The organism is Paenibacillus sp. FSL R5-0912 (assembly GCF_000758605.1).
Classification (GTDB): domain Bacteria; phylum Bacillota; class Bacilli; order Paenibacillales; family Paenibacillaceae; genus Paenibacillus_AQ.
Genome location: NZ_CP009282.1, coordinates 6642639 through 6658257, shown reverse-complemented (window position 1 = coordinate 6658257; position 15619 = coordinate 6642639). Strand labels below are relative to the sequence as shown.

General features: G+C 51.8%; 15 protein-coding genes and 1 pseudogene. 10 read left to right on the top strand and 6 right to left on the bottom strand.

Annotated features, from left to right (window positions below):
• Complete coding sequence (gene yedA, locus R50912_RS28040; protein WP_042239604.1) at positions 1-972, top strand: drug/metabolite exporter YedA; 972 nt, start codon at positions 1-3, stop codon at positions 970-972.
• 27 nt (positions 973-999) lie between these two features.
• Positions 1000-1869 carry a helix-turn-helix domain-containing protein gene (locus R50912_RS33645; RefSeq protein WP_052416734.1) on the top strand — a complete coding sequence of 290 codons (870 nt, stop codon included), beginning with the start codon at positions 1000-1002 and terminating at the stop codon, positions 1867-1869.
• A gap of 195 nt (positions 1870-2064) precedes the next feature.
• On the opposite strand, the pseudogene R50912_RS36090 reads toward R50912_RS33645, so the two are convergent.
• The 5 genes and pseudogenes from R50912_RS36090 to R50912_RS28010 all read right to left on the bottom strand — a co-directional run.
• Positions 2065-2625, bottom strand: a pseudogene (locus R50912_RS36090) (transposase); the annotation flags it as partial.
• Between the two features lie 386 nt (positions 2626-3011).
• Positions 3012-5516 carry an ABC transporter permease gene (locus R50912_RS28025; RefSeq protein ID WP_042239602.1) on the bottom strand — a complete coding sequence of 835 codons (2505 nt, stop codon included), beginning with the start codon at positions 5514-5516 and terminating at the stop codon, positions 3012-3014.
• A complete protein-coding gene (locus R50912_RS28020) occupies positions 5513-6211 on the bottom strand; it encodes an ABC transporter ATP-binding protein (protein WP_042239600.1) in 699 nt (232 codons plus the stop codon). The genes R50912_RS28025 and R50912_RS28020 overlap by 4 nt, the downstream gene beginning before the upstream one ends.
• A gap of 96 nt (positions 6212-6307) precedes the next feature.
• Complete coding sequence (locus tag R50912_RS28015; protein ID WP_042239597.1) at positions 6308-7342, bottom strand: sensor histidine kinase; 1035 nt, start codon at positions 7340-7342, stop codon at positions 6308-6310.
• Positions 7339-8025, bottom strand: a complete 687-nt coding sequence (locus R50912_RS28010) for a response regulator transcription factor (protein ID WP_042239594.1) — start codon at positions 8023-8025, stop codon at positions 7339-7341. The genes R50912_RS28015 and R50912_RS28010 overlap by 4 nt, the downstream gene beginning before the upstream one ends.
• Positions 8026-8299: 274 nt before the next feature.
• On the opposite strand from R50912_RS28010, the gene R50912_RS28005 reads away from it, so the two are divergent.
• The 7 genes from R50912_RS28005 (at position 8300) to R50912_RS27975 (ending at position 13032) form a co-directional block, all read left to right on the top strand.
• Complete coding sequence (locus R50912_RS28005; RefSeq protein ID WP_042239592.1) at positions 8300-8599, top strand: LiaF transmembrane domain-containing protein; 300 nt, start codon at positions 8300-8302, stop codon at positions 8597-8599.
• Positions 8600-8646: 47 nt separating this feature from the next.
• The gene (locus R50912_RS28000; protein WP_042239590.1) at positions 8647-9324 is read left to right on the top strand and encodes a PspA/IM30 family protein; all 678 of its coding nucleotides are present in this window, start codon (positions 8647-8649) and stop codon (positions 9322-9324) included.
• Positions 9325-9328: 4 nt separating this feature from the next.
• Positions 9329-9796: a PspC domain-containing protein gene (locus R50912_RS27995; protein ID WP_042239587.1), complete on the top strand. Its 468-nt coding sequence runs from the start codon at positions 9329-9331 to the stop codon at positions 9794-9796.
• Positions 9797-9799: 3 nt separating this feature from the next.
• Positions 9800-10507: a PspA/IM30 family protein gene (locus tag R50912_RS27990; RefSeq protein ID WP_039307345.1), complete on the top strand. Its 708-nt coding sequence runs from the start codon at positions 9800-9802 to the stop codon at positions 10505-10507.
• A 121-nt stretch (positions 10508-10628) separates the two neighbouring features.
• Entirely contained in the window at positions 10629-11276 is a 648-nt protein-coding gene (liaF, locus tag R50912_RS27985) for a cell wall-active antibiotics response protein LiaF (protein WP_042239586.1), read from the top strand.
• Between the two features lie 46 nt (positions 11277-11322).
• Entirely contained in the window at positions 11323-12357 is a 1035-nt protein-coding gene (locus tag R50912_RS27980) for a sensor histidine kinase (RefSeq protein ID WP_042239582.1), read from the top strand.
• Positions 12358-12378: 21 nt separating this feature from the next.
• A complete protein-coding gene (locus R50912_RS27975; protein WP_042243482.1) occupies positions 12379-13032 on the top strand; it encodes a response regulator in 654 nt (217 codons plus the stop codon).
• Positions 13033-13100: 68 nt separating this feature from the next.
• Here R50912_RS27975 and R50912_RS27970 read toward each other — a convergent pair whose 3' ends face one another.
• The gene (locus R50912_RS27970) at positions 13101-14435 is read right to left on the bottom strand and encodes an MATE family efflux transporter (RefSeq protein WP_042239580.1); all 1335 of its coding nucleotides are present in this window, start codon (positions 14433-14435) and stop codon (positions 13101-13103) included.
• A 226-nt stretch (positions 14436-14661) separates the two neighbouring features.
• On the opposite strand from R50912_RS27970, the gene R50912_RS27965 reads away from it, so the two are divergent.
• Positions 14662-15540, top strand: coding sequence for a YwmB family TATA-box binding protein (locus R50912_RS27965; RefSeq protein ID WP_042239579.1), 879 nt, complete (start codon positions 14662-14664; stop codon positions 15538-15540).
• Positions 15541-15619: the final 79 nt, after the last annotated feature.

Genomic DNA, 15619 nt, shown 5'->3' with positions numbered 1-15619 from the left:
ATGCCGCAGAAGAAGAAAGTGAATCCGGTGTACATGGTTGGTATTGCACTATTGTGCGTTTATTTGTTTTGGGGAGGCACCTATGTCGGCATGAAGATTGCGATTGAGACGATGCCGCCTTTTCTGATGGCTGGAGTGAGATTTTTTGCAGCCGGTGCAGTGCTCTATAGTATTGCCAGATTAAGCGGAGCGAAGCGTCCGGCCGGGCGCGAGTGGCGGTCTTCGGCGATTGTCGGCGCCTTGCTGCTGCTTGGAGGCAACGGTGTGGTGGCCTGGTCCGAGCAAAGAGTATCTTCATCCATCGCTTCACTGATCGTTGCAGCGGTTCCCGTCTGGATGATGCTGATGGGCTGGTTTGGCCGCGGCGGCAAACGTCCGAATACCGGTGTCATCGCCGGGATTGTACTGGGGCTGCTGGGTATTGCCGTGCTGGTCTTCCAGCCGGGGAAGGGAGATACGGGGACCGCCACCGATCTGATCGGTATTATTACCTTATTAATAGCCTCCATAAGCTGGGCAGTCGGGTCGATGTATTCACGCAGTGCTGCAATGCCGGATTCCCCGCTGATGTCAACGGCAGCACAGATGCTGACGGGAGGGGCGCTGTTGATGATTTTCTCCTATTTCACCGGGGACTGGTCCCGGCTTGATGTCTCCGGCATTTCTATGCGCTCGTATCTGGCACTCGGTTATCTGGTCGTCTTCGGCTCCATCATCGGCTACACGGCCTACATCTGGCTGCTTAAGAATGCCGACGCGTCTCTCGTCTCAACCTATGCCTTCGTCAATCCGGTGGTGGCGGTACTGCTTGGCTGGCTGCTGGTCGGTGAACAGCTTACCTTGAATACACTGATTGCAGCCGTGATCATTATTGCAGCGGTCGTTCTGGTAACTATTTACCGTGGCAGGCCCCAGCGGGCGGCAACTCAAGCAGCGCTTGATATACAAAAACAGCAGCGGTCGGTACACTGAGGTCATCTTAGCCGAAGGGGTGGAAGCATGTTTGACATGTTGAAGGTGGGCAGGAATATCGTTAGATTGAGAGGAGCTGCCGGGCTTACGCAAATGGGGCTCGCAGATAAGCTGGGGATCAGCTATCAGGCAGTCAGCAACTGGGAGAGAGGCGCAAGTATGCCGGATATCTCCAAGCTTCCGGAGCTAGCAGAAATCTTTGGCGTAGGGATCGGAGAGATCCTCGGTGAAGGACAGGGGCACAGCTCCCGGATTATCGAAAGTGTGCTGGATCAGACCACGGGGGATTATTTCCAGCGGGGGGAAGGCACGGCACAAGACCTTTCGGACCTTGCCCCGCTGCTGCAAAATGAACAGATCGGCGAAGCGTTTGAGCATGTGAAGGTGGGTGCGGCAGTAGACGATCTGTTGGCACTGGCGCCATTCTTAAGCGAAGAGACGCTGGATAAATGCGCCGTGGAGGTGTTTGAGCGGGAGGGGATTCAGCCGCTGCTGAAGCTGGCCCCGTTTATGAGCGAGGAAACGCTGGACGAGCTTGCCAAGCAAGCTTATGCCGCAGGAGGAAAACATGCACTTGTGGCGCTTGCCCCGTTTGTAAGTGAGGAGGGGCTGGAGGAATGCGCCAAGCTCGCTTTTACCAAAGAAGGTCCGGGAGCGCTACCCCCGCTGGCTCCGTTCCTCGAAGAAGAGCTACTGGATGAACTGGCAGAGGCAGTCTTTGAGCAGGAAGGCTCGGGAGCGCTGCTCCCCTTGGCTCCGTTCCTCAGTGAAGAGGCGCTGAACGGACTGGCTGAGCGTATCTTCCAAAAAGAAGGTGCGGCAGCACTCCTGCCGCTGGCTCCCTTCCTCGATGAGGATATTCTGGGCGATTGGGTGTCGAGGGCCTTCGCCAAATAACTGCTGAAACGGGGCTATCCCAAAAGAAGATATTGTTCACGTATGAGACGGTTTTTTGACACTTCAAAGCTGCAAAAGAAAAAAAACGAGTCAGTCTCCGGGTTATTGGAGACTGACTCGTTTTCGTTTTTGATCCGTAGTGGCCTGCTTTAGCAGGTTATGGGCAAGCAAAAGCCACCCGATTTCGAGCGTCACTTTTGACAACCCTCGAAGCAGGAAACGCCGGAATCCCCGGTTATTCTTCAGTGGTTTATCTTTCGATTTCTCCTGGAGCTGAGCTTCCAGCTTTTGAATGGCAGTTTCTAACTTCTCGCCGGTCCATTCGGTTCCTTCGCCGAGTTCAGCTAGGTCACTGCCTTGTTGAATTTGCTCTTCCCGCTGTTCGTCAGCCTCAATGGTAGCAAAAAGGGTATGCACCTTCTCTTGCAATTTGGCTTTGTGCTTAACAACGGCTTTCCCCAAAACAAAGGTGTACCGATTGGCATTCGCTTCAATCTTCGTCCCGTCTACAAAATAATGATCTAGGGAGACGTGCTTTTCCTCGGCCAAGAACTGCAACACGGCAGTAAACACGGTTTCGAGAATCTCTTTCATGTGTGGGAACAGAACCGGTTGAGGGTTCGGAAATCTGGATGCTGCCGACCCGCCAGCCACATGAAGGGGATGTTCTCCCGCACAGTACGCTGCGGCAAAGATAGCGTCGTCTAGGCGGTTGACGGCGGTATTGACGACACGAACAAGGTGATGGCTCGGGATATCTTCTTCTTAATCCATTGGTAGGCAAAGTTGGTCCATGGTATATTGAATGTACAAAGAAATCGCTCCTTTGAAATGGTTGCTGGTACTTCCATTTTACCAAAGGGCGATTTCTTTTTGTGATTTCAATGAAGATTTCGAGTATGGTTTTTCCGCTGAAACCAGCGGAGAGGACGGACTGATTGCGGAAAAGCGGTAGCGGTCGCCTTTGTGTCCGGATTTTCACCGCTTAGGGGAATTCAAAAAATCTGGACACAACAGCGATTGGAGCAACGGTCCGTTCGCGGAGCGTCCTCACAAGCACAACCGTTTAACTGACTCCAAAGACAAGGGGCGTCCCAAGCAGCCATTTCATGGCTTATGGGACAGCCCCGTTTAGCATGCCTTTATTCCATTTCACGCAGCCGTTCGACGATCGGGCTGCGTGCGAGCGGTCTGTAGGCACTTATTGTGATGAGATAAGACAAGACAGCCAGTACCGGGATGACCAGAATGAACGGCAGCCACATCATGCGGAATTCCATATAGGCCATGCCCGCGGCAATATTCCTGGCGATCCCGTAAGTCAGCAGCACGCCTATAGTAGAGGTAAGCAGAGCGGTGAGCAGTACAGTATACAAGCCTTCGTAAACAAGCATCCGTTTGAGCTGTTTCTTAGTCATCCCGATGCTCTCGAGCACGGCAAATTCATGCCTGCGGGCGATCACCCCGGTAAGGACAGAATTAATGTAATTCAGCAGACCTATAAGGGCGATTACGAGACTCAGGCCATAGCCGATAATCTCAAAGATACGGATATTATCGCTTAACTCCTGCCTGTAATCCTCTCTGGATTTCAGCTGCAGAGCATCCAGCGGGCGGATAGCCTCCCTGAGCAATTGTCCCGTTTCATCAAGCTTGGCGGGATCTGCATGCAGGGTAAGCGAGAGGATGTCTGCTGGAGTCCCGCTCTCCAAAGTGGCTTGGCGGAGCTTGGCTGCAGGCAGGAAGGCATTGTAGCCGTTGCCGAAATACGTTTGGGTGGTTGCCGCGAAGAAAGCGTCATATTTCAGCACGGCCATCACTTCGTAGCTCTGCTTCAATCCGGGGTAGCTGATCCTATCTCCGGGATGATAGTAGCTTGCATAGGCGCCTGGCTCTGTAAGAGTCTGGGTCACCAGTATGAAGTCCCCGGAATCAAATTGCTCCCGGTTGAATTCCCCTTCGAGCACATCCTGTTCTGCGAGATCGTACCAGCCTGAATCCAGTCCGAAGAGCTGAGTGTGGACCCGGGAAGGGATGCCCTGGGGATTGGATGACGACTTCAGTGAAGCGCTGATGATATCATCCGGAGGAACGGTGAGCAGGCTATAATAGACTTTATCGATACTGTTCACCCCGTCTATATGACTCAGCTGACCGCACAGTTCCTCGGACAGCTCTGTTTCATTGACGGAGCGTTCCCCCTCCGGCTGGATAATGCCCTTGTTGTGAATCATATAATCTCCATGAATATAGGCGCTGAGGTACTTATTGACATCCATGGAGGAGATCACGGTGAATATCGTGTTAAACAGCAGAATGCTTAAGAAGAGGGAAGATAACATCAGGCTCAGCTTCTTTTTACTCCGGAACAGATTGGAGAACGCCATCCGGTGCAGCTTGGCGCCGTGGTTTGAGGACCTTAGAGTCTTCACTCCGCCATTCTGAACGCCTGAGAATTTAACGGCTTCCACGGGAGCGATGTCCGCTGCCAGCCGTCCAGGCTTATGCGCTGCGATCCACACGGTCAGGAAGGAGAAGAGGGCTGCGCCTGCAAAAATCCATGGACTGGACGAAAGCGAACTTCCTTTAAATTCCCCCGATAGTGAAGTGGTCAGAGGTGTAACCCATCTGCCGATTAGATAGCCGAAGCCAAGGCCGAACGGCAGGGCAATGAGGTATAGCAGCCTGGCTTGAATAGCGATGATTCTCCGCAGTTGTCTCGGGGTGGTGCCAATCATTTTCAGCAGGCCATAGAACTTCACATCACGGACCACCGATATATAAAAAATATTATAAATAAGCAGGTAGCCGCTAAGCATAATGATGAAGATAACTGCGGCGTATGGAATGATATTCACTGCATTTTCCGCCAAAGATACACTGGAATAAGCCCAATTGATTCCGATAGGAGCCGTAATTCCCGTGTCTGCCAGGACCTTGTTGAGCTTGCTCTCAATATGAAAGGAATTGCTGAACATGACACTCAGATTTGAGGTGTTAACGTAGGAGCCGCTGTCCCTTGATTGTACGGGATCGATGTCTGAGAGGTTTTTATCGGTAAAAGCTTTCGAGACAAAGGCCAGTCCCGCCATCGCAAGCTCCTTGTCCGCTTCATAATAGCCTGACAGAGTGAACTTCTGGCTGATTATCCGCTCACCAATATCTATCTGCAGCGTGATTTCCTTGCCGAGCTCCGGCTGAACCCCCAGCTTGTCCAGAATCCAGGTGTTCAGGGCAACCTCATTCTCTCCAGTAGGCAATCCTCCCTCTGTGAACACGATAAAGCTGTGATCCGCATAGACCTGATCAATCTGCAGCACCTCAACGGGATCATGCTTAAATTCTGTATTCCCCAACCTGCCGGAACTAAGCGAGTAGTCATATAATTTAATTGAAGGATGCTTGCGCAGCGTAGCGGCTTCTTCCGGAGTAAGGTATTTGAAACCACCGTGGAAGTCACTTCCGGCTGTTTTCATCTGTGCATATTGCATAGATTGGTTGATACTCAGCGCCATAGTGAAAATGGAAGTAATAAGCAGTGTAGTCAGCACAATAGCGCAGATGGCCGCCAAATTTCGCAACCGGTTGGCCCGCAGGCTGGCCATCGCCAGGTTGAATACGGTCTTCCGGTTGTTCGTAGCGATCATAACCGGCTCTCCCCGGGTGCCTGCGTTAATCCTGAGGCGATCCTGCCGTCCTCAATGCGGATGATCCGGTCCGCCATCTGGGCGATGGCTTCGTTATGCGTAATCATAACAATAGTCTGGTCGAATTTGACACTGAGCTGTTTCAGCAGGATAAGCACCTCCTGGCTGGTCTTGCTGTCCAGGTTGCCGGTGGGTTCATCAGCAAGGATAATGGAAGGTTTGGTCGCAAGCGCTCTTGCGATGGCCACGCGCTGCTGCTGGCCGCCGGAGAGTGCAGCAGGCAGATAGCGAATCTTCTCCTGCAGTCCCAGACTCGTGATAATCAGGTTCAGATACTCCTGGTCGATCTGGCCTCCGTCAAGCTCAATGGGCAGGACGATATTCGCGAGCACATTCAGGATCGGCACCAGATTATAGCTCTGGAAGACGAATCCGACAGAGCGGCGCCTGAAAATGGTTAACTTCTCATCACTCATCTGAAAAATATCATGCCCGTTGACATACACCTTGCCTTCGGTGGCGCGGTCCAGACCCCCGAGCATATGCAGCAGTGTACTTTTTCCGCTGCCGCTCGTGCCGACGATTGCCACGAACTCCCCTTTCTCGACATTCATAGATACGTTATCCAGAGCCTTGACCGTCTGCGCTCCTTTTCCATAATATTTCTTGAGATTCTCTATTCGCAGAATAGGCATGTTAGATTCCTCCTGTGCGTATGTTCTTATTCACATCTTCAAGGTATCAGACAAATCTAACAGGAGAGTGTCTGAAATCTGACGGAATGGACATATTCAGCATAGCGGCAGGAAGATCGAGAACACAGTGCCTTGCCCGGGCACAGATGCAGCCTTCATATGTCCGCCTTGTGCAGTGATAATCTCCCGCGCCAGGAATAGTCCTATTCCCACGCCATCTATATCGCGCACATTATTTCCCCGGTAGAACCGCTTGAAGATTCGGGGCAGCTCTTCCTGGGAGATTCCCCGGCCGGTATCTGCGATATCCAGGCGTACAAACATCTCATTCGCTTCAGCGGTGATATGGATGCTGCCCCCCGGCTCTGTATATTTCACGGCGTTCTCCAGCAGATTGAATAACACCTCGGTTGTCCACTTGGAGTCATGGTACGCGGTGATGTGAGCTTCACAGCTTATACTGATAGTGATACAGCTGCTCTCTGCCTGGATGAAAATCTGCGAAACTGCTTCAGAAACGGCGCGGATCACAGGAGAAGACTCCATGTGCAAAGAAATCATGCCCGTCTCCAGTCGGGACAGCTTGACCAGGGATTGGATCAGCCAGTCGAGCTTTTCCGACTGCTTTTTAACTTGGAGAACAAGCGGGAGCGCATGCTCATCATGCACCAGATTCTCCTCAAGCAGCTGGCTGTAAATCATAATATTGGATAATGGTGTTTTGGTCTGATGAGAGATATCGGAGATCAGTTCTTTAATTTTGTTCTTTTCCGTTTCCATATTCTGTCCGTTCACTCTGGCAATCTCTATGTACCGCATTAATTTATGTTCTATGGAGGAGAGAAGGGTTTCTTCATAATTATAGTATGGCTCACGCCCGAGAGTAGCGTTGTCTACCAATGTTTCTACCTTTTCCATAAAAGAAATGACCAGATATCTGAGCGACCAGGACCAGGCCCCTCCAAGGATCAGCATGCAGAGTATAAACAGAAGGGAGAGTCCGAGGAGGGATGAGCCAGTGGTATCCAGTAATAGAATACAAGTCACATAAGCCAGTACCAGAATGATAAAAGCCGCAGCAAACCCCAGATTTACCAGCCGGGTATGCGGCAGTCGTTCTTGTCCCTTCATAGAGTCGGCCCTTCTGTCCATGTATACCCTAAACCATAAACGGTCTTAATATATTGGGGTGAGGAGGGTTCATCTTCAATTTTGGCCCGTAATCTTTTGATCGCTACAGTCAATGCATTCTCATCCACGAAGACAGCCTCCTGGCTCCACGTTTTGTCGATCAGCTGCTCTCGGGTCAGAATGTTGCCTCTATTCGCTACCAGTATGCGCAGCAGCTTCTGTTCGGATTTGCTCAGCAGCAGGGGGCGGCTGTTCTTGGAATATTCCATTTTGCCAAAATCAAATTCCAGCGGTCCGATAACGATCCTGTCACTGGCAGGCGCATCGCTCCTTCTCAGGACGGCCATTACCCGGGCCCGCAGAACCATCAGACTGAATGGCTTCGTAATATAGTCATCAGCTCCCAGCGCAAAGCCGGTAACAATATCCGGCTCCATGTCGTTGGCAGTCAGAAATATAATCGGCACTTGTGAGGTTCTGCGGATTCTCTCGCAGTAATCGAGTCCGCTTCCGTCCGGAAGATTCACATCCAGCAGAATGAGATCTATCTGGGTTGACGAGATAATCTGATCAGCCATCGCCACAGTATATGCCTGCTCTATAATTAAGTCGTTTTGAGCCAAGGACAGGGCGATCCCCTTGTTCAGGCTTCGGTCATCTTCAACGATCAGCAGTGTCTTCATGGGCGTAACTCCTTTGTGTGGATGAAGCGTTATCTCAATATTATGGCCATCACTGGGAGATCCTGCAAGGGAGTATGATGCCGCATATTTGGAAGAGACAGTACAAAAGCTGATCCCCAGCAGAATATCTGCTAAGACCCCGCGGTCTGCGGTCGTGCATAAGTCCCCGACTAAGGTCCAGTACATAAAACCGTCCACAGTCTGTTTTGAAAATCTGCGGTTTACCCTAGAATAAGGATATAAGAAAGAGATCAACGAAAGGCGGTGAGAAAAAATGCAAAGAAAAGGTAACGGACTTGCGATTGTGCTGATTGCAATTGGAGCGGTAATGCTGTTAGGGATTTTGCCTAATTTGATTCACGGCATCTTTGGCATCCTGTTCCCGGTATTGCTGGTTGCTCTCGGATACTACGGAATTAAGAGCGGACACAAAATTATCGGCTGGGTAGTATTGTTCATCGGTATCATGTCCCTGATCTCCAAGCTTTCCTGGATTATCGGACCGCTGCTCGGTGTAGCGCTGGTAGTGTGGGGCATCTCGGTACTCCGGGGTAAACGGAGCAGAACATACTAAGAGGTAGAACAATTACTTAATAAGAAGCAGGGAGGGAACAGGAAATCATGAGTGTTTTTCGCAGAATGAGGGATATCACCGTAGCCAACTTGAATGAACGCCTGGAGCAGAGTCAGGATCCCGTGAAGCTGATTGATCAATTTCTACATTCAACCCGTGAAGAAATAGGGGAGGCAGAGCGGCTGTATCAGCAGTACGCTTCCCATACGAAGCAATTGCAGCAGCAGGTGAATCAGGCAACCGCCATGAGAAACAAACGTGAAGAGCAGGCACTCCTCGCGCTCAAGGCCGGTGAAGATCATCTCGCCAAACTGGCACTACAGGAGAAAATTATCCACGAGGAAAAGCTGGAGCAATACAGCGGGCTGCTGGAAACCAGCCAGCAATCACTCTTTGAGCTTGAAAGCCAGTTGAATGAACTCAAAATTGAGTATCAGACGGTATACAGCAAACGCCAATTCTATGCAGCACGGATGGAATCACTTCGGCTGCAGCAGCGAATGAATCAAAGAGCGAGTGCTTATGGCGGCGGTGATGTCCCCAAAATGTTCGGCCGTCTGGAAGACAAGATGACCGATTGGGAGCTGGAAGCCAAAAGCCTGAGCGATTTGCGCCGGATGGGACAGGAATATGCAGTGCAGGCCGGTGAGACGGTGGCGACCGTGCTCGAAAGAGAAATGGCCCGCCTGAAGGAGAAGCTGAACAATGATGGCAGAAAGGAGTAGTACTATGACCCGATTGTACCGTTCAACCAGAGACAGGGTAATGACAGGGCTGGCAGGCGGATTGTCCGAGACACTCGGCATCGACTCCACACTGTTCAGAATTCTGCTGGTGGTCAGCATTCCTTTTAGCGGAGGAGCTACTATCCTGGTGTACCTTATCGCAGCAATGGTAATTCCCAAGGAGCCTACCCAGTACAATCCCTTCGGACCTGGACCCGGTGCGCCGGGCGGCCCGTATGGCGGTCCTTACTCAGGAAGACCTGAGCATGGCCGCGGACCGCAGGGACAGCAAGGATATGGCCCTTACGGCGGACAGCCGGGCTATAATCCCGGCTATGACAAAGCGGGCGCTTACACGGCTCCCGATTCCGGTCTGGATGCCATGATGAAGGATATTGAGAAGAAGGCACTGCAAAAAGAAGTAGAAGAGCTCAAACAAAAACTGTCTAAATACGAGAAGGGAGAAGTGTAAATCATGGGAGTATTCAAACGGATTAAAGATATGACTAAAGCGTCGGTAAACGACATGTTGGATAAGGTAGAGGACCCAATCGTAATGCTGAATCAATATCTGCGCGATATGGAGGCTGAGATTCATGAGGCTGAAGTAACGGTAGCAAAGCAGATGGCCAATGAACGCCGTATGAAGCAGCGTGTGGACGAAGCCGCTAAGGTATCCGGACAACGTGCGGCACAAGCGGAACTTGCGCTTAAGAACGGCCAGGAGGAAGTTACCCGCAAGCTGCTGGAAGAGAAGATTTATTTCGACCAAAAGCATGTTGAATACAGCGAGCTTCACGCCCAGGCTGAAGTTCAAGCCAAGGAACTGGTGCAGCAGCTTCATGATATGAAGGATGAGTTCTACAAGCTGCGCAACAAACGTAATGAACTGGTCTCCCGCGCTCAAATGGCTAAAGCCAAGAAGCAAATGTCCCAGATCAGCAGTGTACATTCCATTGAAAGCGGAAGTGCATCTCTTGGATTCCACCGCATGGAAGAAAAGATCATGCAGCTAGAAGCGGAAGCAGATGTTATGCGCGCTCCGTACAGCCCTTCGGCAACCGCATATGCTAAGCCGGTAGATCCTGAGAAGCAGCTCAAAGTGGAAGAACAGCTCGCAGCACTCAAGAGCAAGCTGAATTCTGCTCCGGCAGCTCCTTCACTTGATAAAAAAGAAGAATAATGCCTGTTCCTAAAGAATAGGCAGGTATGATATGCTGAACAAGGTAAAGCCATACGGTATGGATTCTCCATACCGGTATGGCTTTTGTAGCGGGAAGCGGTTATAGATGAGGAGGTGCGGAATGGATAAACGGAACCGTTTGATTGCCATCGGACTGATTGGTGTCGGCTGCTTAATGATTTTTGGCAAATGGATCGGCTTCTTCTCCATGGTCGCACTCCTGTTCCTGCTGCTGGGGATCTACCGGACAACGTCAGGCAAGGTGAAGCAAGGGTATAAGCTTCTGGGGATCGGCGCGGTGCTGCTGCTGCTGGACCATCTGCTGCTGGTGCTTGGAATCTGCCTGATTTCGCTGGGCATGTTCTTTGTGAAATCCAAAAGAATGCAGCGTAAGGCCGGGTTTATGCAGAAGCAAAGCTTCTCTTCCAGATTCGACTGGGATCTCTCGCCGTGGGTCATGCGCAGCCTCAGCGCCTGGCATGTGCTGGGTGAGGCGGACGTGGATCTTTCGCTGGCAATGGCGGAAGAACAAGAGACGATTATGCTGTTCCAGGGCATTTTTGGCGATGTAGACATTCTGATGTCCGAGGATTACGGGGTAGAGATCGAAGCCTTCGTGCTGTTCGGCTCTATCGAATCCGGCAGTCACCGGGACACGGGGATGCTGAACCGGCTGAACTGGAAGTCACCCAACTACGACAGCAGCGAGCATAAAGTGAAATTCAATATCTCATATCTGATGGGCGATCTGGACATACGGTTTCCCTGATGCATACAGCATATGAGCAGAGAGATGGAAGGGAGGGCTCCCGGGCATGGGCAAAAAAAGCAGTAACATGGTAACGCGCAGTATGGGCGAGGGGGCTCTGTTCTCTTTGATCATGCTGCTTGTTATTACATACATTATGTATACATATGGATTATTACAGCCGTTTGAGTACTGGAAGGTCGGCGTGAGAACGGCAATGACGCTGATTCTGCTGCCAATGGCCTTCGGCATCGGGTACGGGTTCTATCAGGGCTTCCGCAGCAAGCGCAAGCTGGAACTGCTGCGGGCGACGCTGGTAGCCTGGGAGAAGGGCAATCTCACCCCGGTGATGCCGGATCTGGGCCATGATGAGCTGGGCCGGCTAGGGGAACAGCTCGGACGGATCGGCGGCAAATGGGAGAATCAGGTGAATACGCTGCAGCGGCTCTCCACCAATAATGCCAAGCTTGCCGAGCAAGCCCGGGTGACGGCAATTATCGAGGAGCGTCAGCGGCTGGCACGCGAGCTGCATGATGCCGTATCCCAGCAGCTGTTCGCGATCTCGATGACGGCAACGGCTGTAGGCCGGACGCTGGAGAAGGATTTCGACAAGGCGCAGCGGCAAATTGCGCTGATTGAGGAGATGTCTGCCGTAGCCCAGTCGGAGATGCGGGCACTGCTGCTGCACCTGCGGCCGGTATATCTGGAAGGTAAGGGGCTGGAGCAAGGGCTGCAGGAGCTGATCAAGGAACTGAAGATCAAGGTTCCGATCGATATTGTGTTCGAGATGGATCAGGGCGTGCAGCTGCTCAAAGGCGTCGAGAATCATTTGTTCCGCATTGTGCAGGAGGCGATTTCGAACACGCTGCGTCATGCCAAAGCGGAGAAGATGGAGATCCGCCTGCACCGCCGCGGTGATACCGTCCGTTTGACGCTGCGCGATGACGGGATCGGTTTTGAGCTGGATGAGGGCAAGCAGACATCCTACGGACTTTCGAATATGCAGGAGCGGATAACAGAGATCGGAGGCTCGATCCAGTTCATCACCGCTCCCGGCAAAGGAATGCGGATTGATATTACCGTACCGGTAGTCAATGAATAGGGGGCAAGGGTAACCATGGAGATGGAGGAAGCGGAAGCGATCAAGGTCCTGCTGGTGGACGATCACGAAATGGTCCGGATCGGACTTGCTGCGGTGCTTGGCACCGAGGATGGGATTGAAGTTGTAGGTGAAGCCGGAAGCGGCGAAGAAGGAATCCGGCTGGCACAGGAATATAATCCGGATGTGGTGCTCATGGATCTGGTGATGGACGGCATGGACGGGATCGAAACAACAAGACAGCTGCTGAAGCTGTACCCGGACTGCAAAGTTATAGTGCTGACCAGTTATTTGGATGATGAGAAAATGTACCCGGTCATTGAAGCCGGCGCGTTCAGCTATCTGCTCAAAACCTCGCGGGCCAGTGAAGTCGCGGATGCAATCCGGGCTGCCGCAAGAGGACAGTCCGTGCTGGAATCACAAGTGGCTTCCAAAATGATGAACCGGTTCCGCTCGAATGCCAGAGGTGAGTCTCCGGCCTACAAGGAGCTTACCGAACGCGAGATGGAAGTGCTGAAGCTGCTGGCCCAGGGAAAGTCCAATCAGGATATTGCCGATCAATTAATTATTGGAATCAAGACAGTGAAATTCCATGTCACGAATGTTCTTGCCAAGCTGGGCGTCGAAGACCGGACCCAGGCAGCTATTTACGCATATAAGAATGGACTGGCGGAATAAAGCCATAGACCATAGAAGCCATTACGCACTTTCAAGAGAAATTAGCCCTGGCCTGGGAAGGACGGGGATTATCTTGAAAGTGTTTTTGCGTGCGCGTAAGGCTCGCGTCCTTGCAGTTTGTATACATAACCTAAGGATAAGAGCAGATAACTTACCCCAAACCCGAGATAAACACAGGTTAAATCAAGCTTCGAGATAAATATATATATGATTACCAGGGATACTGCATACACCACCCCCGAGTAAACAAGCACCCACTTCTCCAGATCAATCGCCTGCAGGGTGGAGCGCATAATCATCTGTAAACCATTCAATAGATTAAGAGCAAGCGCCAGGGGAAGAACATGCTGGACAAAGGAGATGACAATAGCATTGTCTGTGATGATGGTGATCAGCGGATAGGAGAATGAGATCAGGATCAAGGTTAGCGGAATGCTGATCATTAACATTAGCTGGAGCGACAAATGCGAGTATTTGGTGTACCCTTCTTGCTGCTTGCCGTAGGCCTGGGCAGTAATTGTCATACAGCTGCCTGCGAAGCAGTACATCGGAATCATAATGATCTCAAGCAAAGTGGTCACAACGGTGTATGACGCGATGAATTCAGACTCCATTCTGGAGATGATCGCCATGATGCCCATTGCAAACAAAGTGTATTCAATAAGGTCCTGAAGGGCCATCGGGAAATAGAGCTTCAGCAGCTGCTTGGCGATGGGGCGGCTGATCTGAAGGGAGAAGCTGAATAACCTGCTTTTGCGGAAAAAATAGATGCAGACTATAATGCTCGCACCATAGCCTGCGACAGAGCCAACAGCGGCACCGCTCATGCCCAGCTCAGGAAAGCCCCATTTGCTGAAGACGAGCACATAATCGAAGAATATATTAACGATGCCTGCTGCCACGAAACTGAAGGTTAACAGCTTGGCTTGGTTGATGTTCTTGAAATAGGCTGAGAAATTAAACAGAACCATATTCATGCCCATAGTCATTCCGCTGATATACAAATAATGAGTGGCAGGTAAGAAATTCAGATCATAGACCGTGCCCAATATCCATTTGCCAGTCCCTAACAGCAGCAGTTCGAACAGGATGCCGATAATGATGGACATTGTCATGCTTGTATTAAAAGCTTGGCCAAACTTAGGGATCTCATTGTTGCCGAAGAATCTTCCGCCGATGATGTTGAAGGCCGCGCATAGAATGCCGATCGTTCCGGTGATTAGAAAAATAAAAGATGAGGCGATGCCCACTGCGGCAAATTCTTCAACGCCAAGCCTGCCGATAATCGCCTGGTCGCCGAGTTGAAAGAGAAGCTGGAGGATCTGGAGGAAAAGCATGGGGACAACCAGATCGTTGACAAGACGGAAGTCAGCGCTGTTTCGGTGATACCATTTTTTAAGCATGCTGTATGAGTACCTCTTCTATCTATATTATGCGAATTCTATTAATGGAAATATAAACTAATAAATACTCCTGTGGAAGTGATTGGAATCTCATTGCATTCCAAGTGAACTATGCAGCTACCGGATCGGGAGTCTCAGAGAGTCTCTCTCAGCGGGGTATATCTTTCTCTGAAGCTGGGTATCCTGTCTAGTAGATTACTAGAACGGATTGAGAGGGAGATGCGGAATGGGGAACAGAGGACAAGGCAAGGGAATGCTGCTGCTGGCCGGGTTATGTGTGGTGGCGATGCTGCTCAGCGGTTTCCGCAGCGCGGGAACTGCCCTGGGAGGTAGTGCTGCTGGCGCATCCGCTACAGTATCAGCTACGGTCAACGCCGGGGGGGACGCCGGATTCTCCGGCAGCAGTCTGAACCAGGTTGCCGGTGCCGGATCAGCGGCTTCCGGGGAACTTCAGGATTCCCTTGCTCTGCTGGCCTCTCTCGGCAGTAAGGCTTCCGCTGCTGGAGCTCCGCTCCGGCTCGTGCTGAAGTGGCAGGGGGAATACAGCAGCGGATTGCCGGCTGAAGCTGCGGTACAGAAGCTGGCTGCCAAGCTCGGACTCGGTGAAATCAGCCGTACGGATGAGGATGGCCATATGACCTCCCGCGCCTATCGGGAACTCAGTGGAGGCACGAAGATCTCCCTGTTCTGGAGCGAGCTCGGCGGCGGACGGAGTTATTGCATCGTTACCTTCGAGACGGCGGATCTTCTGGGCTCGCCCGAGCTTCCGGCAGCAGCCGGAGACGCGGGAAAGGCGATGATTCAGGCGGGTATCGCTGCAGCGTGGAATATCTCGCTCCAGGCTCCGGCCAAGGAACAGAGCGGACCGCAGGCTGCGCTGCTGGCCACAGAGCAGAACCTTGCAGCGCAGCTCCCCGGCATTCACGCGGAGGAGAATTACGCAGATGCGACTACATCCAGCCGTTCATATAGTGTGCCCGGCCTGCAGCGCACCGTCAGCAGCGGCGGACATGAGCTCGCGCTCCAGCTGGCGGTGCACAGAGACGGGAATGAGGATAGAAACCGCATGACCCTTGGACTCCCGCTGATCACGATCGAATACTGAAGCCGGGGATTTCCAGGCTTACTCCGCAGCGGCTCCACGTTGCGGAGCCTTTGGCGGGGCGGTATAATATCGGTAGTAT

What these genes read in the sequence shown, in the direction of transcription:
- yedA (WP_042239604.1), top strand. Translation starts at nt 1, where the DNA reads ATGCCGCAGAAGAAGAAAGTGAATCCGGTGTACATGGTTGGTATTGCA.
- R50912_RS33645 (WP_052416734.1), top strand. Translation starts at nt 1,000, where the DNA reads ATGTTTGACATGTTGAAGGTGGGCAGGAATATCGTTAGATTGAGAGGA.
- R50912_RS28025 (WP_042239602.1), bottom strand. Translation starts at nt 5,516, where the DNA reads ATGATCGCTACGAACAACCGGAAGACCGTATTCAACCTGGCGATGGCC.
- R50912_RS28020 (WP_042239600.1), bottom strand. Translation starts at nt 6,211, where the DNA reads ATGCCTATTCTGCGAATAGAGAATCTCAAGAAATATTATGGAAAAGGA.
- R50912_RS28015 (WP_042239597.1), bottom strand. Translation starts at nt 7,342, where the DNA reads ATGAAGGGACAAGAACGACTGCCGCATACCCGGCTGGTAAATCTGGGG.
- R50912_RS28010 (WP_042239594.1), bottom strand. Translation starts at nt 8,025, where the DNA reads ATGAAGACACTGCTGATCGTTGAAGATGACCGAAGCCTGAACAAGGGG.
- R50912_RS28005 (WP_042239592.1), top strand. Translation starts at nt 8,300, where the DNA reads ATGCAAAGAAAAGGTAACGGACTTGCGATTGTGCTGATTGCAATTGGA.
- R50912_RS28000 (WP_042239590.1), top strand. Translation starts at nt 8,647, where the DNA reads ATGAGTGTTTTTCGCAGAATGAGGGATATCACCGTAGCCAACTTGAAT.
- R50912_RS27995 (WP_042239587.1), top strand. Translation starts at nt 9,329, where the DNA reads ATGACCCGATTGTACCGTTCAACCAGAGACAGGGTAATGACAGGGCTG.
- R50912_RS27990 (WP_039307345.1), top strand. Translation starts at nt 9,800, where the DNA reads ATGGGAGTATTCAAACGGATTAAAGATATGACTAAAGCGTCGGTAAAC.
- liaF (WP_042239586.1), top strand. Translation starts at nt 10,629, where the DNA reads ATGGATAAACGGAACCGTTTGATTGCCATCGGACTGATTGGTGTCGGC.
- R50912_RS27980 (WP_042239582.1), top strand. Translation starts at nt 11,323, where the DNA reads ATGGGCAAAAAAAGCAGTAACATGGTAACGCGCAGTATGGGCGAGGGG.
- R50912_RS27975 (WP_042243482.1), top strand. Translation starts at nt 12,379, where the DNA reads ATGGAGGAAGCGGAAGCGATCAAGGTCCTGCTGGTGGACGATCACGAA.
- R50912_RS27970 (WP_042239580.1), bottom strand. Translation starts at nt 14,435, where the DNA reads ATGCTTAAAAAATGGTATCACCGAAACAGCGCTGACTTCCGTCTTGTC.
- R50912_RS27965 (WP_042239579.1), top strand. Translation starts at nt 14,662, where the DNA reads ATGGGGAACAGAGGACAAGGCAAGGGAATGCTGCTGCTGGCCGGGTTA.